Below are 18,787 nucleotides of genomic sequence, written 5' to 3'. Positions count from 1 at the left end.
CGCAAGCATCGGTTCACAGGCTTTTGACATGAAAAAAACCCGGCTGCGCTATGCAACCGGGCTCGGTATTTGTTGCAGCCTCTAACCGAAGCTGCAAAAGATTTTAGCCTTGGGCTGCCTTTGCAACTTCGGCAGCGAAGTCTTCTTTTTCGACCACGATGCCTTCGCCTACTTCCATGCGGACAAAACCGGTGATGGTCGCACCCGCTTCTTTGGCGGCCGCTTCGACGGTCAGGTCAGGATTCACAACGAAGTCCTGGTTCAGAAGGGTCGCTTCGGCAACGAATTTCTTCATGCGACCGACGATCATCTTTTCGATCACCTGCTCCGGCTTGCCGGATTCGCGAGCGATGTCCATCTGGACCTGCTTCTCTTTCTCGACAACTTCCGGATCCATGTCCGCCTCGGACAGGGCCGCCGGGTTCACAGCCGCAATGTGCATTGCAACCTGCTTGCCGAAGGCTTCATCGCCGCCGGACAGAGCAACCAGAACGCCGATTTTGCCCATGCCGGTTGTCGCCGCGTTGTGAACGTATGACACGACGGTATCGCCCGACAGTTTCGACATGCGGCGGACCGACATGTTTTCACCAATGGTGGCGATCTTGTCGGTCAGGGTATCTGCAACAGACTTGCCGCCCAGATCAGCAGCCAGCAGCGCATCGACGTCATCAACACCCTCGGCTGCGTAGGTAATCTTGCCGACCATCTCCTGGAATTCACTGTTTTTCGCAACGAAGTCGGTTTCCGAGTTCACTTCGACAGCAACACCGTTGCCGCCGTTGACGTGAACAGCAACCAGACCTTCGGCTGCGGTACGGCCCGATTTCTTGGCCGCCTTGGCCAGGCCTTTGGTGCGCAGCCAGTCAACGGCTTCGTCCATGTTGCCGCCGGTTTCGGTCAGCGCTTTTTTTGCGTCCATCATGCCTGCGCCGGTCGAGTCGCGCAGTTCTTTTACCATTGCTGCTGTGATTGCCATCTTTTGGCTCTCCTCAATTCAAACGGAATTGGGGCAGGTCTACCCTGCCCCATATGTCATTTACGTGACGGGCAGCTTACGCTTCGGCTTTGGCTTCCGGCGCGGCTTCTTCAGCGGGTGCTTCTTCGGCTACGACTTCTTCAACCGGAGCTTCTTCGAATGCACCCAGGTCAACGCCAGCAGCACCCATCTGAGCGGTCATGCCGTCCAGAGCGGCACGTGCGGCCAGATCGCAATACAGAGCGATTGCGCGCGCTGCGTCGTCGTTGCCGGGGATGATGTAGTCAACACCATCGGGCGAGCAGTTGGTGTCGACAACAGCCACAACCGGGATACCCAGCTTGTTGGCTTCGGCGATGGCCAGTGCTTCTTTCTTGACGTCGATGACGAACAGCAGATCCGGAACGCCACCCATCTCGCGGATACCGCCCAGTGAAGCCTGCAGCTTGGCCTGGTCACGTTCCATGCCCAGACGCTCTTTCTTGGTCAGGCCTTCGGCACCCGATTCCATGGCTTCGTCGATCTGGTTCAGACGGTTGATCGACTGGGAAACGGTTTTCCAGTTGGTCAGCGTGCCGCCCAGCCAGCGGTGGTTCATGTAGTACTGAGCCGACTTTTCAGCGGCATCTGCGATCGGCTGAGCTGCCTGACGCTTGGTGCCTACGAACAGAACGCGGCCACCTTTTGCGACGGTGTCACGAACAGCCTGCAGAGCCTGATCCAGCATCGGAACGGTCTGAGTCAGGTCCATGATGTGGATGCCATTGCGCGAGCCGTAGATGAACGGGCCCATGCGGGGATTCCAACGCTGTGTCTGGTGACCAAAGTGAACGCCAGCTTCCAGCAGCTGACGCATGGTGAACTCGGGAAGAGCCATGCTTTACTTTCCTTTTCCGGTTTACGCCTCGGCGGGGGTGAAAGAAGCGGATGCTCCAACCGGCGGGCCAGATAAGGATGTCTCCCTCAAAAAGCCCAAACCCCGCCTGCGGGTTTGAATGGCGCGCGTATACGGCAGGTTTAGCATCAGTGCAAGGGCCAAATGCCCCTATTTTTCAAGCCGCGCCAGTGAATGCGCATGACGTACCGCGTCTTCGCAATGGGCTGCCAGAGCTTTGCGGTTTTCAAAGTCGCTAACCTTAGCTGGCGCGTGGTAGATCAATTCCACGGTGCCTTGTCGACGTGACCCCAAAGTCTTAAGCAAATGCGGTCCGAAATCCATGTCGCCCCACCAGCCATAAAACCTATCGGGCTGACCTTGGGGAGCGTGAAAGATGACCGAAACCGGTTGAACATACATGAATTCCCGCAGCCCTTCAGTGAAGAACGCGGCAAAGAGTGTTGTTTTAAAAGGTAAAACTCGCTGTCCGTCGGTCGAGGTGCCTTCTGGAAAGAACAACAGCTTGTGCCCGGCTTTCAGACGTTCCTCGAAAATCCGGGTCTGCTCGCGGGCTTTCTTGCGATCACGTTCGATAAAGACCGTACCCGTCGCGCGTGCCAGCCAGCCGATGCCGGGCCATTTTGCAACTTCGGCTTTCGATACGAAATACACGCGCTTACGGGCATTCAGCGCAAAGATATCCAGCCACGACGTATGGTTTGCAACCACAGCGCCGCGTTCCTGCATGAGCGCGCCAGAGGTGCGAAATCTGATCCCGAGAATTCGAAATGCATTGCGACAAACGAACTGAGAAATGAACGGTGTCACCGGCCGTTGAACGCCATAAAGCGGTCGTTCGATGAGACGTATGGCCAATAAGACGAACAGCCCCCCAAAAACCAGAAGGGCCAGCGGCAGACCGCGAAGTATCACCAGCAACCAACCTAAGAAACCAAGCTCAATTGGATCAGGCGCGTCTTCACTCTGCCACGATGGGTCGCTCACAGGGTTATGCTCCACCATAAATACGCCGCTGACGCTCATTCATGCGGGCTGTGTCAAGGATCAGACACACATCGGTTGTGTTGAAGGCATGATCGATAAATGCCCCCTCGCCGACGAATCCACCGAGGCGAAGGTAGGCCTTGATGAGAGACGGCACCTGAACCATCGCCGCGCGCCGATCCAGCGCGTCGGGTGCCAAAAGGTCCATTGATTGAAATACATCTGGCTGGGCCCGAACCCGCAAATCCAGCGGGGCAAGGTGGTTGTGATGCAGCATCGACAGCGGCTGCGCCAATTTGCTCACGTCGGTTCCGTGGAAACTCGCGACTCCGAACAAGACCTCAATATCACGCTCGGTGACGTATGCAGCCAGACCATTCCACAGATGATACATCGCCGTGCCACCACGATAATCCGGATGCACGCACGAGCGTCCAAGCTCCAACAGCTTGCGCCCGCTTTGTTTCAGGACGGTGAGATCGTATTCATCCTCGGAGTAGAATTGCCCCAGTTCGGCCGCTCGCTCACCAGGAAGCAGTCGATAGACGCCGATCACCTCTCCAGATGAATCGTCGATGGCGAGCATATGATCGAAGTATGGATCGAACCGATCCTTCTCGAGCCTCGCCTCATGATCCACCATCTCGCCGCCACCGCCCAATTCCTGAACAAACACGTCGTAGCGCAGTCGTTGGGCCGCCCGCAGTTCAACCTCGGTATTGGCCAATTTGACAGTGAATGAGGGGCCTTCGTCGGGCATCAAGAAAATTCCATCGATCGCTGTTGCGCGCTGATAACGCGATTGCTCGGCCAAAGGCAACAAGCCCGCGTTTTGCCCGAGTTGTTAACCTTTCCTAAACCAGTTTCACGGATCAAAGACCGGCGTCAGGGCTATGCGTGTCCCGTCGATCACCACTTTCCCCTGCTCGCGAAAGTTAACGGTGATCTTGCCTCCTATATTGGACTGCACCTGTCCAACGCCCCAATCGGGGAAATCGGGGTGGCGGACAAACATGCCCGGTGCAAGAATGGCATTCAGATCTGTCATATCGGGCCTCCGGGTCCAAGGCAGATGCAGCAGGAGGTACGCATGGGCGCGTCAGACGTCAACCTGGCCGAATTGATCGGTTCTCGGATCTGTCATGATCTGATCAGCCCCATTGGGGCAATTACCAACGGGCTTGAGCTGTTGGAGATGGTTGGCGCAGTCCAAGGCCCTGAAATGGAGCTGATTTCGGGCAGCGTTGGCAGTGCAGGTGCCCGCATCCGGTTTTTCCGCGTTGCCTTTGGATCAGCAAGCGATCAGCCATTGGGTCGCACCGAAGTGGTCGAGCTTCTTAAAGATGTGGAAAAGGCCGGGCGTCTGCGGATCAGTTGGAACCTGACCGAACCTGTCCCGCGCAATCAGGTTAAACTCGCGTTTCTGGCTGTGATGTGCTGTGAAAATGCGATGCCCTTCGGCGGCGAAGTGGAAATCGAAACTCAGGGCGACGCATGGACGGTGACTGGCGTTGCTGACAAGCTGAACCTCAATACGGGACTGTGGAAAGGGATTGGCTCGGGGCGATTTACCGAAAAACTAAGCCCGGCGCAGGTTCAATTTGCCCTGCTGCCGGATACAGCCTCGACGATGGGTCGCAGAATCACGGTAGAAACGACCGCAACCCAGGTGACACTGCGGTTTTAGTGCCGCGTGGTCCCGTTTCCGCGTACCAGATACTTAAAACTGGTCAACTGAGCGGCACCGACAGGACCGCGCGCGTGCATCTTGCCGGTGGCGATACCAATCTCAGCACCCATGCCAAACTCACCGCCATCCGCGAATTGGGTCGAGGCGTTATGCATCAGGATTGCGCTGTCAAGCCGTTCGAAGAAGTGCTCGGCGGCCGCAGTATCCTCGGTCATAATGCAATCGGTGTGGCTTGAGCCAAACTGCCGGATATGCGCAATCGCGGCGTCGATATCTGCTACGGGCCGTGCAGCGATGATACTATCTAGGTACTCTTTGCCCCAGTCATCATCCGACGCAGGAATGGTGTTTTCATTGGCCAAAACGCCTTCGGCATGCACTTCAACACCCGCAGCTTGAAGAGCAGCGATCAGATCACGGCCCAGTGTTTCTGCAACGTCTTGATGGATCAGCAAGCATTCTGCCGCGCCACAGATACCGGTGCGCCGGGTTTTGGCGTTCAACACAACATCCAGCGTCTTCTGGGGATCGGCGGCTTTATCAACATAAATATGAACGATGCCTTCGAGATGCGCAAAGACGGGCACGCGCGCCTCGCGTTGCACAAGACCCACCAATCCTTTGCCACCTCGGGGAACGATGACGTCGACATAATCAGTCATGGTCAAAAGCTCTTGCACCGCAGCCCGGTCGCGAGTCGGCACCAGTTGAATGGCGTCTTCGGGCAAGCCTGCAGCTGCTAGCCCCTCAACCAGACAGGCGTGGATCGCGGTTGACGAATGAAAGCTCTCAGACCCGCCTCGCAAGATCACGGCGTTCCCGGATTTCAGGCACAATGCACCCGCATCCGCCGTCACGTTGGGACGGCTTTCATAAATCACGCCGATAACACCCAAAGGCGTGCGCACACGCTGAATGTTGAGGCCCGAGGCCATGTCCCATTCGGCCAACACCTCACCCACAGGATCAGTCTGATCGGCAACGGTGCGAAGCCCGTCAACCATGCCCTGAACGCGTGCTTCATCCAGCATCAGGCGGTCCATCATCGCGGGGCTCAAACCCTTTTCTCGCCCGAACTCCAAATCCTTCTTGTTCGCTTCGATAATGCCGGCACGTTTGTGCCAAACGGCGTCTGCGGCTGCGATCAGCGCGGCGTGCTTGCGTTCGGCGGTGGCAAAGGCAAGCTCTTGCGAGGCTGCTTTGGCGCGCGCACCAAGGTCGGCCATCATTGCGGGAATGTTGTCGAAATCCTTCATCTCATGCGCCTTTCGGTCTCAGTTTATCAAATCACGCCCTTACAGCGCCAGATCGTCCCGGTGGATCAGGGCCGCGCGGCCTGGATAGCCTAGCGTCGCCTCGATTTCAGACGATTTACGTCCTTTGATCGCATCCGCCTCTTGCGCGGTATAGCGACTTAGCCCCTGTGCCAGCCTCCGCGCCTGCGCATCCAGAACAGCGACGGGATCGCCGCGACCGAAATCACCCGTGACCTCGACAATGCCAGCGGGCAACAGGCTTTTGCCATTGGAAAGCGCCCTTGCCGCGCCGTCATCGATCACGATCTCTCCGCGCGGTTTCATCGCCGAAATCCAGCGTTTCCGGGCTGCATGCGGATCGAGCGTGGCCGTGAACCAAGTGCAGCTCGCTCCATTTTCAAGCGTTTTCAGCGGGTTCAGGGGTGATCCTTCAGTTATCGCCATATCGCAGCCAGCAGCGGTTGCCATCTTGGCAGCCAACAGCTTGGTCTTCATGCCGCCCTTTGACAGCCCCGATCCCGCGTCACCTGCCATGGCCTCGATCTCGGGCGTGATCTGTTTGATCACGTCATATCGAGTGGCTGTCGTGTCCTCGTTGGGATTGCCCGAATAGAACCCGTCGACATCTGAAAGCAGGATCAACTGATCCGCGCCGATGGTCACGGCGATTTGCGCTGCCAGCCGGTCATTGTCGCCATACCGTATCTCATCCGTGGCGACTGTATCGTTTTCGTTGACAATCGGAACAACACCCAGGCTCAGCAGCGTTTCCAGCGTTGCACGGGAATTCAGATAACGCCGCCGATCCGCGCTGTCTTCCAACGTGACCAGCACCTGAGCGGTTTTGATCTCATGTGGCGTCAACGCTTCTTCATACGCACGGGCCAGCCGGATTTGTCCAACCGCCGCAGCGGCCTGTGACTGTTCCAGCGGCAGATTCTGCATCGGCAGGCCAAGTACACCTCGACCCAACGCGATTGACCCGGACGAGACCAGAACAACATCTGTCCCCTGCCCTTTCAGCCAAGCCACGTCCTGCGCCAGCGATTTCAGCCAATCCGACCTGAGCAATCCCGTATCCCGGTCGACCAACAAGGCCGATCCGATCTTGACCACCAGGCGGCGGGCATGGGTCAGGGTTGCCAAGGCGTGGCCTCCTCGGCGGGTTTCTGGCGCAGGCGGTTTTCATCGATCTGAGCCCGCAAGGACCGCAGCACCTCGGTCACGCCCAAATGCGCAACGCCTGACATGGTCATGACCGGGCCGCGAACGGCATCTTCCAGTTCGGCCTTGATCAGTTCGCGTTCCTCATCGTCCAGAGCGTCGATCTTGTTCAATACGGTGATACGCGGCTTATCCGCCAGCTCTCCGCCATAGGCCTCAAGCTCGGTGATGATTGTGCGATAGTCTTCGACCACAGTTTCCGAGGTGCCGTCGACCAGATGCAACAGTACCGCGCAGCGTTCTACGTGGCCAAGAAACCGGTCACCGATTCCACGCCCCTCATGTGCGCCTTCGATCAGACCTGGAATGTCGGCAACGACGAACTCCACGTTATCGACACCGACAACGCCCAGATTGGGGTGCAGCGTAGTAAAGGGATAGTCGGCGATTTTGGGCCGTGCATTGGATGTGGCAGCCAAGAAAGTTGATTTCCCGGCGTTGGGCATGCCCAAAAGACCCACATCCGCAATCAGCTTCAGCCGCAGCCAGATGGTGCGGTCGATCCCCGCCTGCCCCGGATTGGCGCGGCGCGGGGCCTGATTGGTCGCGGATTTGAAATGCAGGTTGCCAAAGCCGCCGTTGCCGCCTTTTGCCAGCAAAAATCTCTGACCAACCTCGGTCAGGTCACAAATCACGGTCTCTTCGTCTTCGTCCAGAATCTCGGTTCCGACGGGAACGCGCAGGATGATGTCGTCACCATCCTTACCGGTGCGTTGCTGACCGCGACCGGGTTGGCCGTTCTTGGCGAAGAAATGCTGTTGATAGCGAAAGTCGATCAGGGTGTTCAGCCCGTCCACAACCTCGGCCCAAACAGACCCACCCTTACCGCCGTCCCCACCATCGGGTCCGCCGTATTCGATGTACTTTTCACGTCTAAAGCTGACGCAGCCGCCACCTCCGGCCCCGGACCGGATGTAGACCTTTGCAAGATCGAGAAATTTCATAGCTGTCCCCTACTGCAAAGGCCCCATCGGCCACAAGTCAGAGTTTCTTTGTATAGGTCCAGGTGGGCACATTCGCATCGCGCGCCACCGAATAGGTTTCCGCATCGCCAAGATACTGGAATCCGCAATGGGTCAGAACCCGGGCCGAGGCCGGGTTGTCCTGGAACACGCTGGCGAACATGGTCGCGTTTTCCAGCGGATTGGCGTTGACCAGCGTTTCAACGGCCAGCGATGCAATGCCGGTGTTCCAATACACCGGGGCGACCCAATAGCCGACCTCGGACTGGTTGCGATCCAGCCGAGTCAATGAAATCAGTCCGATCAGCTCCGGGCCACCATCCTTTGTGGCATCCATTGCCCAGACATCCTCGTCCCGGTCTTCGGCCATCGCGCGCATCACAAACGCCTCAATCGAGCCGGGTGGCAATGGATGCGGGATCGATGTCGTCATGCGCGCCACACGCTCATCGCCTGCGTAATGCTCAATGAGACCCAAATCCGACCGACGCAGAGGGCGAAGGTCGAACCGCTCGGTTTCAATGACCGGCTGATTTATTATTGCCTCAATCTTCATGAGTGCGTTCCTCCTCCGAACAACACAAAAAGTACGGACGCAACTGTCAAACTGGCTAACGTCCACATCAGATATTTTTCTGCAGGCCGACCTTCAACCGCATGGGCGATCCGATCTCCTGCAAATGTCCAGATCGGGTGCAATACGATCTGGCAGATTAACAAACAGAGAGCGATCGTGAGGGTCGCCTCAAAACTGGGTGTTCCTGTTGCCACAAACCCGGTGAAACCTGCGATAATCATTGCCCAAGCCTTAGGGTTAAGCGGATGCACTATTAACCCCGCCAGAAAACCGGGCACTTGCTTATCCGATTGACCTCGGGAAAGCCGCAGATTGGCAATTTTCCACGCGAGCCAGCAAATATATGCAGCAGAAGCATATTTGAGTGCCTCGAACACCAACGGCGCCTGATCGGCAACTTGCATCAGGCCAAAACCAACCGGCCAGATGATCAGCTGTTTGCCCAGAATGACCCCGCCCACAAAGGGTAGAGCCGACCGAAAGCCATAACGCGCACCTGTTCCCAGCAGGACCATATTGGCCGGTCCCGGCGTGCCGACCTGCGAAGCGGCAAAAATCAGGAAACTGGTGGTTGCGACTGTCATCGGTTCTGGTGATCACGACTGCGTTAAAACGAAAAAGGGACCGGCACTTTGTGCCGGTCCCCCATGAATTTTTCTTAAACCTTCTGGGTTTCGGCTTACTCTGCGGCCTCCGCCACTGGCAGGACCGAAATAAAGGTGCGGTTTTTAAGTCCCTTATGGAACTTCACGGCGCCATCGACAGTTGCAAAGATGGTATGGTCTTTGCCCATGCCTACGCCTTCGCCCGGCCAGAACTTGGTGCCGCGCTGACGTACGATGATGTTGCCTGCGATGGCGGCCTGGCCACCATACAGTTTCACGCCAAGGCGGCGACCCGCTGAGTCGCGACCGTTACGGGAGGAACCGCCAGCTTTCTTATGTGCCATTCTCTCTCTCCTTAGCCCTGAGCCAGCTCTTTGGCTTGCTCAACCCATTCGGGTTTCACTTTGATGGTGTCGATAGCAGCAATCTGCTCGTCCGACAAGGCGGCCAGAGCGGCAAAGCTTTCGATACCGGCTTCAACCAGCTTTTTGGCAGCGGCAGGGCCGACACCATTAAGAGCAGTCAGATCGTCAGCGGCAGCAGCTGCGGCGGGTGCCTTTGCTTTGGCTTCAGCTTTCTTGGCAGGCTTTTTTGCCACCGGAGCAGCTTCGCCAGCCGGTGCCGAACCGGTTGCAGCTTTGATGCCCGACTTGTCAGCGCCCGACGACAGGATGTCGGTGATTTTGACCAGAGTCAGTTTCTGACGGTGACCAACGGTACGCTTCGAGCTGTGCTTACGACGGCGCTTGACGAACTTGATGACCTTGTCACCTTTGATCTGTTCGATCACTTCGGCCTGTACGCCTGCGCCTTCAACGAAAGGTGCACCAACAACCGGTGCGTCGCCGCCCAGCATCAGAACATCGTTGAATTGAACTTTTTCACCTGCGTCGGCAGCCAGCTTTTCAACACGGAGCACATCGCCCGCCTGAACCTTGTACTGCTTGCCGCCAGTCTTGAGGACCGCAAACATGCGTCTTTCCTTTGTCTAACCGCGTTCTGTGGTCCCCGATTGGGTGTTTCCGGCTTTCGCCACCTCGAACAGCGCGCCCTTTTCGGGCTGTGTGAATGACCTTTGGCACATGCCATCAGGTCAAAGAATAACGATACCCGGCGCGGAAAGCCGGCCGGGATGCGCGCTTATCGAAGCATTCATGAAGAAAGTCAACCAAAAATCCGCGGCTCAGAGATCCGAAAATCTGCGGCTCAGAGATCCGACGCTTTCATGGCTTGCGCGACGGTTTGACCAAGCTGGTAAGAGATGCCGTTTAGCATTTCATCAAAACCCATGAACAAAGCGGAATTCAAGGCCCGACCCGCATCGGTTCGGGAAAAGGCGATGTTCTCTCGCATCTGAGACTCGTTCAACGGCTGATAGGCCAATAAAAGGAACGAGTACATCCATTCAGTTGTCTCCGCCCTGGTGTTCTCATGCTGAGATAGCAGTTCCTGCAACACGGATGCATCGTCGAACAGGGCACTTTGCCCGGAGGCAAGTCCTTGGTAAAAACTATAATCGGCGCTGATGGTGCCTTGCACATTTTTCTCGATCAGGTCGTTGACCTGCACATATTCATCTACAAGACGAAAAAACATGCCCTCGCGATCGGCCTGTTCGTAAGCGCTGCGTGCCATCTCTTCGATCGCGTCATCTGCAATGGCCCGGCGCGCCGAGTTTTCCAGAGAAACGATGCTTTGCCCCAGTTCGCTTTCAAAAAAGATCGAAGCTTGTTCTAGCTGCACATCGGACATCATCTCGCCAACCGACAGCGAAAGTTGTTGGTGCATCGTGCTCGGATCGTACAAATCCTCAACTTGCGCCAAAAAATAGGCTCCTCCTGAGCTGCCCAGCATGGACTCGTTGATTGCATGCCCTTGCGCCACACCTTCTTCACTAAGAATTTTCATAAAATCCAAAATATGCATCGCATGCATCAGTCTTTCAGCACGCTCGCTTGCGGCCATAGGCAGCGCCCAGATCGTCAAACAGAGTGCCGTAGCTAAAACTCGCATCAGATATCCTGCGCCGGGCGCAATTCGGCCATGCGGGCGGCCAATACTTCGAACCGCATCGCCATGATTTCATATTGGATCGCATTCAACAGCTCATAGACCTCCTGCATCAGAGGCTGTTCCAGAGCGTCAACATAGGCGTCGACATCCTCATCCGAGAAATCCTGGTAGGTGTAAGCCGCCCCTGCCAAAGCTGACAGTTGGAGAGATCGACGCAACTCACCTTCATTGCGTTGGATCATCGTACGCAGTTCATCTCCGCTCAGTTGCATGTCGATAATGCCAGACGCACTTGCGGCCAGTAAAAACCGCACCTGAATCTCTTGCAGCGCGCGCAGCGAGGTTCCGCTGGCGTCCACCGCACGGTTCATGCGCTTCAGGCTTTCAACACGAGATGAGCCTTCTTTTATCAACTTCGAGACGATTTCTTGCCCGGCCAGTTGTTTGGCATCATCATCGTCATCCATATGAGCGGCGTTTTCAGCAACGACCAGTCTTTGCCCCAACTCCGAGGCGTAAAACGAGACCGCGTGGACCAGCGCCTCTTCGCTAAGCGTCTGTTCAAGGATCGAGACGGCCGTTTCGTGCATCAAAGCGGTATCAAACACCTCTTCGGTCAGACGCGCCCAATCCGATCCGAAGCCGTCAGGGTCGATACCCAGCATCTGCGGGGCCGAAGCAGAGGCCTGAGCTATGCTTTCCAAGGCAACGTCAAACCCTGTCGTGGTCAGAAACGCCTCAATCTGATCCTGACTGGCGGCCTGAGATGGCGAGGCCATGACACCAAGTGAGAAAATTGGAAGGATGAGGCTGATTGCGAACTGGCGTATAAAGTAAGTCATACATATCAGCCTAGGTGTTTTCTTACCTCTGGCAATGGAAAATCCCACTATCGTCAAAATCCGGAACTTTCTGCTTGCACCCCTGCCCGTTCACCACTAAATCCCCCCCTCACAGACCCCCGCGGAGAGGTGCCGGAGTGGTCGAACGGGGCGGTCTCGAAAACCGTTGTGGGTGCAAGCCTACCCAGGGTTCGAATCCCTGTCTCTCCGCCACTATTTTGCTACCAGCAACATTCCTGAATACAGTCTCGATGCCCTACTCACGACCGAGTGCACTTGTCGTTGAGCATCGGATGGGTCCGTTTTCAAATAGATTGAAGTAGATTTTCATTTGCCTTGCCCCAAAAAAGCTACTGTGCCCGGCGCCCTCTTTCCAATTTGTTATTTTCGGCCGAGCAGTCGTTCAAGAACCATTGCCCAACGGCTGGATCGGGCCAAAAGTATTAGATCTTTTACTCCTTCGGTATTGTCCGCAGTCAATCAATCCGACCCGTAGTAAGACCTATCCACAACAGCTATCCCCCAACTGAATTGGCGGACACGGTACAGTTGCGTAGGAACAAAAGACACAGCAATCGCCTTCTAACGGTTTCAAGACTGCCTTGCATGATTTGCATTCATAAAACCACTGGCACGAGTCAGTTGGCATTCTTTCGGTTTCAATGTGCCCACACTTTGGGCAGGTCAAAGTGCTATCGAGCACCACAGTTTGATTTGTCATTGTCTCACATCTGCATGATTAGATAGTCGTTGATTTGAGCCTCATTGAACACGATGACCCATGCCAACGCGGTAGTCGCCGTGCTTCCGACAAGCCACCATTTCAGATTTGCCAACGCCCCGTTTAGATGCGCTAAGAACCACGAAACCGCGGCCAGCGCTGTTGAGACGGCGAGAACACAGTAGCTTGCCGCCGCCATTTTTCCGAATACTGCCAACCAACTGCCGCCCAAGCCTAACAACATCATGGCCATTGGAAGAACACAGCATGTTGCGACGCCCAGAGCTGAAACCGATCCCAAGTAGCTGAGGTTCACGTATTTCTTCATCTTTTGCTCCCGAGATGCTCGATTTGATTGTGTTGAAGCACCGGTATTCAGAGCGTATAAATCCTGTAGTAACTACAGGATCAAGTGGAGGCACTTCACATGATTGCGATAGGTGAGGCTTCCCGGCAATCCGGGGTTGGCATAGAAACCATCCGCTACTACGAACGCGAAGGTATCGTACCAAGACCTGTGCGAGCTCTGAACAATCGTCGCCTCTTTTCAGCAAGCGATGTGGGAAGACTTCGATTTTTGAAGAGGTGCCGCGACCTGGGATTTCCTCTCCCAGACGCAAAGGCGCTTTTAGAGCTGTCAGAAGGAAGTGCCGAAGACTGCTGGTCAGTGAAAGAATTGGCCGAGGCGCATATTGCCGGCGTTCGAAGCAAGATTGATGAGCTCAGACGTCTGGAGCGTGCCTTGAGTGAGCTTACCGCCAATTGTGATAGTGGTAACGTTCACTGCCCGATGCTGCAAAGTCTGCGAACGATGGATGATATCTGACTCTGGACACAGGGCGGAAACTCAGGGTCTGAGATTTAGCCAGATCACCTCAGACCAAGGTCTGTGGTGCGGTAACAGATTGTAGTTCATAGTCGATTTCACGATGAGAGCGAAAGTAACTGACCTAACGATTGGCAATTGGTCGTTGTCGCGAGTCTTTCTTGCGGCAAGTATCTTCGTGATGGGTGCTGCTACCGCAATCGTTGGGGTCTGGGTGTCTAATCGAATTCAGAACGCAGTCGTGCAAAACTCCGCCAACTCCGCAGCGCTGTATATGGAAAGCGTAGTTTCCCCGCTCAGCCAGGAATTGGCACATGGTGACCGCCTTTCTGAGCAGGCGAGCCTGGCGCTGGATGAGATTTTCATGACCCAGCCAATGCTTGACCGTATCGTTTCCTACAAATTCTGGAAGCAAGGCGGTGTGATTGCGCATGCCTCGGATACAGACATCATAGGAAACCGTTTCAAGCCAACGGATGATTTAAGGCGAGCGTGGAGCGGAGATATCTCCGGCTCTTTCGAAGAGCTTGATCATGCCGAGAGCGCCGCCGAGGCGGCATTGGGGATACCACTGCTTGAAGTTTACAGCCCCATCCGCGAACTCTGGTCCGGCGAAATCATCGCAGTTGCGGAGTTCTACGAAAGAGCTGACCAGCTTGAGTTAGACTTAGCCAAGGCTAGGCGAACAAGTTGGTTGGTCGTCGGCTCCGCATTTCTGGCAAGTACAATTGTTTTGTATTCCATCGTCGCAATTGGCGACAAAACAATTCGACGACAGGGGTCTCTTCTTAAACAGCGGTTGAAAGAAAGTGAGAAGATGGCTGAGCAGAATGCGCTGCTGCGGTCGCGTGTGGTCGAGGCGTCAGAAAGATATACCACGCAAACAGATCGGTTCCTCAAGAATCTTGGAGCTGAGCTACATGATGGCCCTGCGCAATACCTGTCGCTCGCCGCCCTTAGACTGGAGGCGGCGTTTTCCAAAGAGTCGGAAAGGCCTAAAGAGGCAGTGGAAATTCAGCAGTCTTTGCAAAAATCGCTGGCTGAAATTCGTGCAATTTCGCGAGGGCTGTCCGCGCCAGATATCGATAGCCTGTCACTCGTCGATGTTGTGAAGAGAGCCGTAGAGGATCACGCCGAACACAGCCCGTTGCGACCGGATATTTCATTCCTGGGTAGCCAGGCTCCGGAGTTGTCATTGTCCGACAAACTGTGCGTTTTTCGGTTCCTCCAGGAAACGCTTTCCAATGCGGCGAGATATGCTCCAGCTTCCAAGTGCACTGTTATCGCTGAGGCGCAGAACGACCGCATAGTTGTAAAGGTCACAGACGACGGACCAGGATTTGACAGGTCAGAAGAAACCGCGTTGCGAGATGATGGTGGCCAAGGGCTTATGGGCTTGCGAGATCGGGTCGAGAGTATTGGTGGCAGGTTCGACGTCGCATCGAGACCGGGCGAAGGCGCCACCATAGCTATGACACTATTTCCCAGAAAGTTAGGCACATCATGACTACATCTGTCGTAATAGCCGATGATCACCCGATATTCAGGGATGGTTTGCAGCGCACGTTGGATGAAGCTGATGGCTTCGAAGTTTTAGCCGCTGGGTCCAGTGCTGAAGAGGCAGTATCGCTGGTCGGCACGCATCAGCCGGACATAGCTATTCTTGACCTCTCGATGCCCGGTGGCGGGATAAGCGCGACACGTAAAATCGCGGCAATGGCAAATCCACCCGTCATTGCAATCTTGACGGTCTCAGAGAACAGCGGCGATGTCGCGGACGCCTTGGAGGCGGGTGCGATTGGGTACATTGTGAAGGGAGTAACCGCGAGCGAACTAACCGCTTCTTTACGCAGCATCGCCGCAGGTGAAGGGTTCGTTTCTCCTGGCTTGGCCTCGCGGGTACTTCTTCAAATCAACGCTGACACCGGCATGTCTGTTAACAGCAGCATTCTAGATGACCTTACACATCGTGAGGAAGAAATACTGAGACGTGTGGCCAAAGGACTGAGTAATCGTGAAATCGCTGACGAGTTAGACCTCCAGGAAAAGACCGTGAAGCACTACATGACCGCAGTTCTGTCCAAGCTTCATGCGCGAAATCGGGTAGAGGCCGCGCTCATTGCACATGATGTTTGGAACAAGGAAGAATAGCTGCGGTCTCTTTGACGACGATGGCGACCTCTCACTAAGAGAAGCCGCCAACGGATTATCGACTGGAATTGCAGCTCAGTTGGCGACCGACTGTAACCTCCGGCGATCAGAGGCCGTTGCGTTTCTTTCAACAACAGTCCGGTTGTAAGGGTCTTTCAACTCGTAACGCCCAAACTCGATCTCCTCTTTCCAACCATTGGCATAATTTACTTCGATATTGTTGCCTTGGCGTTCGATTTTCGTGGGTCGACTTCCAGCAGTGCCGCCTTGCCCAGATGAGCGTACATTGTCGATTGAGATACCATTCGCCAAGGACCGAAGCCTTGAAACGTCAGCGCCTGTCGCGGGGCGTTCCTCAACAGTTCGGTTCTGAGCATTCTTTCTCTCATACCGCCCGTTTTCGATCTCTTCCTTGGTTCCGTCGGCGTAACGCACTTCAATGCCGTTGGCGTTTGTTTCGACCTTTGTTATCCCAGCCGAACCCGACGATTTACCCCCTGATTGAGACCGATCCTTCTTTCCGCTGCCCTTATTGGAGCGTTTGGAGTCATCGTCGTCATTATCGTCATCGTCGTCGCGACCACTTTTTCCTGATCCCGAATTGTCGTCCCGGTCATCATCTCTGTCGTCGTCTCGATCATCGTCTGTATCGTCATCACGATCATCATCTCGGTCGCCACCACGGCCGCTATTACCCGACCCCGAATTATCATCCCGATCGTCGTCGCGATCATCATCCCTGTCATCGTCACGATCATCATCCCGGTCATCGTCACGATCATCCCCGTCTTTCCCTTTGCCGCTTTTGGCAAAGGCATATGACGGTTCAAAATGTAGGCGGCCATCGTCATCAAAGGTTGGCAAATAAGGCGTCGCGGCAATCAACGAAGCCAACGCCGCGGTACTTAGAAGTTGACCCAGCTTTCTTTGAATTTTCATTTTCGCCTCCAATTTTGATCGTCACGCTTCATGGCATTGGAGACAGGCTACTACCGGCCCGACTTTCCCACATCGGGCTTAGGTCTGACAAATTTCAAGCCGAACGTCTTAACCAGATCAGTCAATCCAATAGATTCTTTGCAGAACCAAATGAGCAGTTCAGTGGGGATTAACCCCGTCGCCTTTCAACTCGTCATCAGGTTCGAGGTGAATGACAAAGACGGAACCCGGGTACAGACACTCTAGTTCTTCCTCTATGTCGTTACATATATCGTGCGCTGCGCTGACTGGCATTGTGCCGTCCACAACAAGGTGAAACTCTACAAAGATAACATTCGCGGATCTGCGCCCTTTGAGGTCATGATACTCTAAGGCTGCACCGAGGTTTGCTTCGATTGCATTAGAAACAGTCTGCAAGTCATGTTCCGACAGGCTTACATCCATCAGGCCATCGACGGATGCCCGAATAACTTTCCAACCCTCCCACAAGATGTTCAGCGCAACAAGAATTGCCAGGATCGGGTCAAGGATCAACCAGCCGGTGACAAGCGCTAGTATCAGTCCTGCGACGACACCAACAGAAGTCATAACATCCGTAAAAATGTGGCGGGAGCTCGCTTGCAAGGCGGGCGATCCCTCGCGCCTACCTGTCCTAAGCAAGAGGTAGGCCCATGCACCGTTCACACCCGTTGCAACGATATTGACGGCAATTCCAAGCAACGGCGCATCCTCAAGATGCGGGTTCGGGAGCACCAGTACAGCTTCTCTGATGATCAAGAACGCCGCCAACACAATCAGCGCGCCCTCAACCACGGCTGAAAGATACTCCGCTTTTTTATGACCAAAGGGGTGGTTTTGGTCAGGAGGCTTATTGGCAACCCGAACTGCGAAATACGCCAACAAAGCCGCGACAACATTCACGGTTGATTCCATTGCGTCTGACAACAAAGCCAACGAACCTGTCAGCCACCAAGCCAACAGTTTCAGGGCCAGTACCGCAATGGATATCGGGATAGACCAAAGAGCGATTTTTTGTGTCATTTGGCCGCGACCCTCAGTCAATCATGAACAGAAACTCGGGTGATTGGTGAGCTCCGATGTTCAAAACGTAAAACAGGTGTTTGGCGAAAAGGGAATAGGTCTTACGGCATCCTATTGGTGACAGCATCTGGTCGCCGCTGCGTGGCGCCAAACGACTGTTATTCGGATGAATGCCCGGTCGACGAAACAGGAACAGCCTTGAGGTAGGCGGCAATCGCCAAACGGTCCTCATCCGTCAGCCGTGAGGTGTTCTCGATGACCTCCACCATCTCACCACCCGCACTGTCATAGTCTGGTGTAAAGCCAGATTTTAGGTATTCGGCAATGTCTGCCTCTGACCAATCAAGCTGGTCTGAGGTTAAGCCGGGGATACGACCTTTCCCGTTTGGATTTGGTGCACCCGTCAGCCAAAGGTCTCGTTTCAGGCCCCCTAAACCATTTCGCGGGGTATGGCATTCAGCGCAATGACCCAGCGCCTCGACCAAATACCTGCCATGTTTTTGTTGGTCGGTCAGATCACCTTCAACCACCCAGCCTGATGACATGAACAAGAGCTTCCATCCCCCCAATCCGCGCCGAACGCTGAAAGGAAAACCTACGTCATGCGCAACACTTTCCGTTGCGGCCGCTGGCAGCGTGCCGAGGAATGCGTGTAGCGAAACCACGTCTTCGGCCGACATGTTGGCGTAAGAGGTATAGGGAAACGCTGGGAAATAGTGCTGCCCTTCGGGTCCGGTTCCATGGATCAAGGCACTGGCCAGATCCAGGGCAGACCAGGATCCGATACCAGTTTCCGGGTCACTGGAAATGTTGGGGGCAATGAACGTACCGAATTCCGTCTCAAACCGGCGACCACCAGCGAGCACGAGCTTGTCTTCACCGACCGCATCCGGCGATGAATGACAGGATGCGCATCCCCCCGCGTGGAACACGATTTCACCTCGGGCAAGATCTGGGTTCAAACCGTCGAGTCGTGATTGCTCCATTCGTTGAGGTCGGGTCAGCACCAAACCGGCCAACCCGACCAACACAATGACGATTGCGACAAAGAAAAGAAAGCGCCGCACCGTCAGTGCCCA

The 18,787-nt window shown here is 55.2% G+C and carries 23 protein-coding genes and 1 tRNA gene; 5 read left to right on the top strand and 19 right to left on the bottom strand.

Going from position 1 to position 18,787, the window contains the following annotated elements:
- Positions 1 to 103: 103 nt before the first annotated feature.
- The 5 genes from tsf to ACR0AW_RS02500 all read right to left on the bottom strand — a co-directional run bounded on the left by tsf (position 104) and on the right by ACR0AW_RS02500 (position 3,909).
- Positions 104 to 979: a translation elongation factor Ts gene (gene tsf / locus ACR0AW_RS02520; protein ID WP_170393077.1), complete on the bottom strand. Its 876-nt coding sequence runs from the start codon at positions 977 to 979 to the stop codon at positions 104 to 106.
- A 76-nt stretch (positions 980 to 1,055) separates the two neighbouring features.
- Positions 1,056 to 1,856, bottom strand: a complete 801-nt coding sequence (gene rpsB / locus ACR0AW_RS02515) for a 30S ribosomal protein S2 (RefSeq protein ID WP_170393078.1) — start codon at positions 1,854 to 1,856, stop codon at positions 1,056 to 1,058.
- Positions 1,857 to 2,024: 168 nt separating this feature from the next.
- Positions 2,025 to 2,879 (bottom strand): lyso-ornithine lipid O-acyltransferase, encoded by an 855-nt coding sequence (gene olsA / locus ACR0AW_RS02510; protein ID WP_170732442.1) that lies wholly within the window; start codon positions 2,877 to 2,879, stop codon positions 2,025 to 2,027.
- The gene (olsB, locus tag ACR0AW_RS02505) at positions 2,866 to 3,621 is read right to left on the bottom strand and encodes an L-ornithine N(alpha)-acyltransferase (RefSeq protein ID WP_170732216.1); all 756 of its coding nucleotides are present in this window, start codon (positions 3,619 to 3,621) and stop codon (positions 2,866 to 2,868) included. The genes olsA and olsB overlap by 14 nt, the downstream gene beginning before the upstream one ends.
- A 105-nt stretch (positions 3,622 to 3,726) precedes the next feature.
- The gene (locus ACR0AW_RS02500) at positions 3,727 to 3,909 is read right to left on the bottom strand and encodes a DUF3553 domain-containing protein (RefSeq protein WP_170732215.1); all 183 of its coding nucleotides are present in this window, start codon (positions 3,907 to 3,909) and stop codon (positions 3,727 to 3,729) included.
- A 42-nt stretch (positions 3,910 to 3,951) separates the two neighbouring features.
- On the opposite strand from ACR0AW_RS02500, the gene ACR0AW_RS02495 reads away from it, so the two are divergent.
- The gene (locus tag ACR0AW_RS02495; RefSeq protein ID WP_170405755.1) at positions 3,952 to 4,548 is read left to right on the top strand and encodes a histidine phosphotransferase family protein; all 597 of its coding nucleotides are present in this window, start codon (positions 3,952 to 3,954) and stop codon (positions 4,546 to 4,548) included.
- Here the strand turns inward: ACR0AW_RS02495 and ACR0AW_RS02490 are convergent.
- The 9 genes from ACR0AW_RS02490 to ACR0AW_RS02450 all read right to left on the bottom strand — a co-directional run bounded on the left by ACR0AW_RS02490 (position 4,545) and on the right by ACR0AW_RS02450 (position 12,030).
- On the bottom strand, positions 4,545 to 5,807 hold the full coding sequence (locus tag ACR0AW_RS02490) for a glutamate-5-semialdehyde dehydrogenase (protein WP_170732213.1): 1,263 nt from the start codon (positions 5,805 to 5,807) through the stop codon (positions 4,545 to 4,547). The genes ACR0AW_RS02495 and ACR0AW_RS02490 overlap by 4 nt on opposite strands.
- 39 nt (positions 5,808 to 5,846) lie before the next feature.
- Positions 5,847 to 6,953 carry a glutamate 5-kinase gene (gene proB / locus ACR0AW_RS02485; protein WP_170393083.1) on the bottom strand — a complete coding sequence of 369 codons (1,107 nt, stop codon included), beginning with the start codon at positions 6,951 to 6,953 and terminating at the stop codon, positions 5,847 to 5,849.
- Positions 6,941 to 7,975, bottom strand: a complete 1,035-nt coding sequence (gene obgE / locus ACR0AW_RS02480; protein WP_170595639.1) for a GTPase ObgE — start codon at positions 7,973 to 7,975, stop codon at positions 6,941 to 6,943. Before obgE ends, proB begins: the two co-directional genes overlap by 13 nt.
- 37 nt (positions 7,976 to 8,012) lie before the next feature.
- Complete coding sequence (locus tag ACR0AW_RS02475; RefSeq protein WP_170393085.1) at positions 8,013 to 8,549, bottom strand: GNAT family N-acetyltransferase; 537 nt, start codon at positions 8,547 to 8,549, stop codon at positions 8,013 to 8,015.
- The gene (locus tag ACR0AW_RS02470) at positions 8,546 to 9,154 is read right to left on the bottom strand and encodes a LysE family translocator (protein WP_170393086.1); all 609 of its coding nucleotides are present in this window, start codon (positions 9,152 to 9,154) and stop codon (positions 8,546 to 8,548) included. Before ACR0AW_RS02470 ends, ACR0AW_RS02475 begins: the two co-directional genes overlap by 4 nt.
- Before the next feature lie 95 nt (positions 9,155 to 9,249).
- Positions 9,250 to 9,519: a 50S ribosomal protein L27 gene (gene rpmA, locus ACR0AW_RS02465; protein WP_010440093.1), complete on the bottom strand. Its 270-nt coding sequence runs from the start codon at positions 9,517 to 9,519 to the stop codon at positions 9,250 to 9,252.
- 11 nt (positions 9,520 to 9,530) lie between these two features.
- Positions 9,531 to 10,148 (bottom strand): 50S ribosomal protein L21, encoded by a 618-nt coding sequence (locus tag ACR0AW_RS02460; RefSeq protein ID WP_170732211.1) that lies wholly within the window; start codon positions 10,146 to 10,148, stop codon positions 9,531 to 9,533.
- A gap of 233 nt (positions 10,149 to 10,381) precedes the next feature.
- Positions 10,382 to 11,188, bottom strand: coding sequence for a DUF2059 domain-containing protein (locus tag ACR0AW_RS02455; RefSeq protein WP_170732209.1), 807 nt, complete (start codon positions 11,186 to 11,188; stop codon positions 10,382 to 10,384).
- Positions 11,188 to 12,030 (bottom strand): DUF2059 domain-containing protein, encoded by an 843-nt coding sequence (locus tag ACR0AW_RS02450; protein ID WP_170732208.1) that lies wholly within the window; start codon positions 12,028 to 12,030, stop codon positions 11,188 to 11,190. Before ACR0AW_RS02450 ends, ACR0AW_RS02455 begins: the two co-directional genes overlap by 1 nt.
- Before the next feature lie 123 nt (positions 12,031 to 12,153).
- Between ACR0AW_RS02450 and ACR0AW_RS02445 the strand changes: the two genes are divergently transcribed.
- Positions 12,154 to 12,243, top strand: a tRNA-Ser gene (locus ACR0AW_RS02445).
- Positions 12,244 to 12,532: 289 nt separating this feature from the next.
- Here the strand turns inward: ACR0AW_RS02445 and ACR0AW_RS02440 are convergent.
- Together ACR0AW_RS02440 and ACR0AW_RS02435 are read right to left on the bottom strand one after the other, a co-directional pair.
- A complete protein-coding gene (locus ACR0AW_RS02440; protein ID WP_480438545.1) occupies positions 12,533 to 12,751 on the bottom strand; it encodes a GDCCVxC domain-containing (seleno)protein in 219 nt (72 codons plus the stop codon).
- 4 nt (positions 12,752 to 12,755) lie between these two features.
- The gene (locus tag ACR0AW_RS02435; RefSeq protein ID WP_480438543.1) at positions 12,756 to 13,079 is read right to left on the bottom strand and encodes a hypothetical protein; all 324 of its coding nucleotides are present in this window, start codon (positions 13,077 to 13,079) and stop codon (positions 12,756 to 12,758) included.
- Positions 13,080 to 13,178: 99 nt separating this feature from the next.
- Between ACR0AW_RS02435 and ACR0AW_RS02430 the strand changes: the two genes are divergently transcribed.
- The 3 genes from ACR0AW_RS02430 (at position 13,179) to ACR0AW_RS02420 (ending at position 15,728) form a co-directional block, all read left to right on the top strand.
- A complete protein-coding gene (locus ACR0AW_RS02430) occupies positions 13,179 to 13,577 on the top strand; it encodes a MerR family transcriptional regulator (RefSeq protein WP_170732203.1) in 399 nt (132 codons plus the stop codon).
- Between the two features lie 181 nt (positions 13,578 to 13,758).
- A complete protein-coding gene (locus tag ACR0AW_RS02425) occupies positions 13,759 to 15,084 on the top strand; it encodes a sensor histidine kinase (protein WP_170732201.1) in 1,326 nt (441 codons plus the stop codon).
- Positions 15,081 to 15,728 (top strand): response regulator transcription factor, encoded by a 648-nt coding sequence (locus tag ACR0AW_RS02420; RefSeq protein ID WP_170732199.1) that lies wholly within the window; start codon positions 15,081 to 15,083, stop codon positions 15,726 to 15,728. Before ACR0AW_RS02425 ends, ACR0AW_RS02420 begins: the two co-directional genes overlap by 4 nt.
- A gap of 75 nt (positions 15,729 to 15,803) precedes the next feature.
- On the opposite strand, the gene ACR0AW_RS02415 is transcribed toward ACR0AW_RS02420, so the two are convergent.
- From ACR0AW_RS02415 to ACR0AW_RS02405, 3 genes are all read right to left on the bottom strand, one after another.
- Positions 15,804 to 16,667, bottom strand: coding sequence for a hypothetical protein (locus ACR0AW_RS02415; protein ID WP_480438540.1), 864 nt, complete (start codon positions 16,665 to 16,667; stop codon positions 15,804 to 15,806).
- Positions 16,668 to 16,826: 159 nt separating this feature from the next.
- Positions 16,827 to 17,708 carry a cation diffusion facilitator family transporter gene (locus tag ACR0AW_RS02410; protein WP_170732198.1) on the bottom strand — a complete coding sequence of 294 codons (882 nt, stop codon included), beginning with the start codon at positions 17,706 to 17,708 and terminating at the stop codon, positions 16,827 to 16,829.
- A gap of 158 nt (positions 17,709 to 17,866) precedes the next feature.
- On the bottom strand, positions 17,867 to 18,775 hold the full coding sequence (locus ACR0AW_RS02405) for a c-type cytochrome (RefSeq protein WP_480438538.1): 909 nt from the start codon (positions 18,773 to 18,775) through the stop codon (positions 17,867 to 17,869).
- Between the last annotated feature and the right edge of the window lie 12 nt (positions 18,776 to 18,787).

Source organism: Ruegeria sp. C5, assembly GCF_056537605.1.
This window is presented reverse-complemented; position numbering and strand designations above follow the sequence as displayed.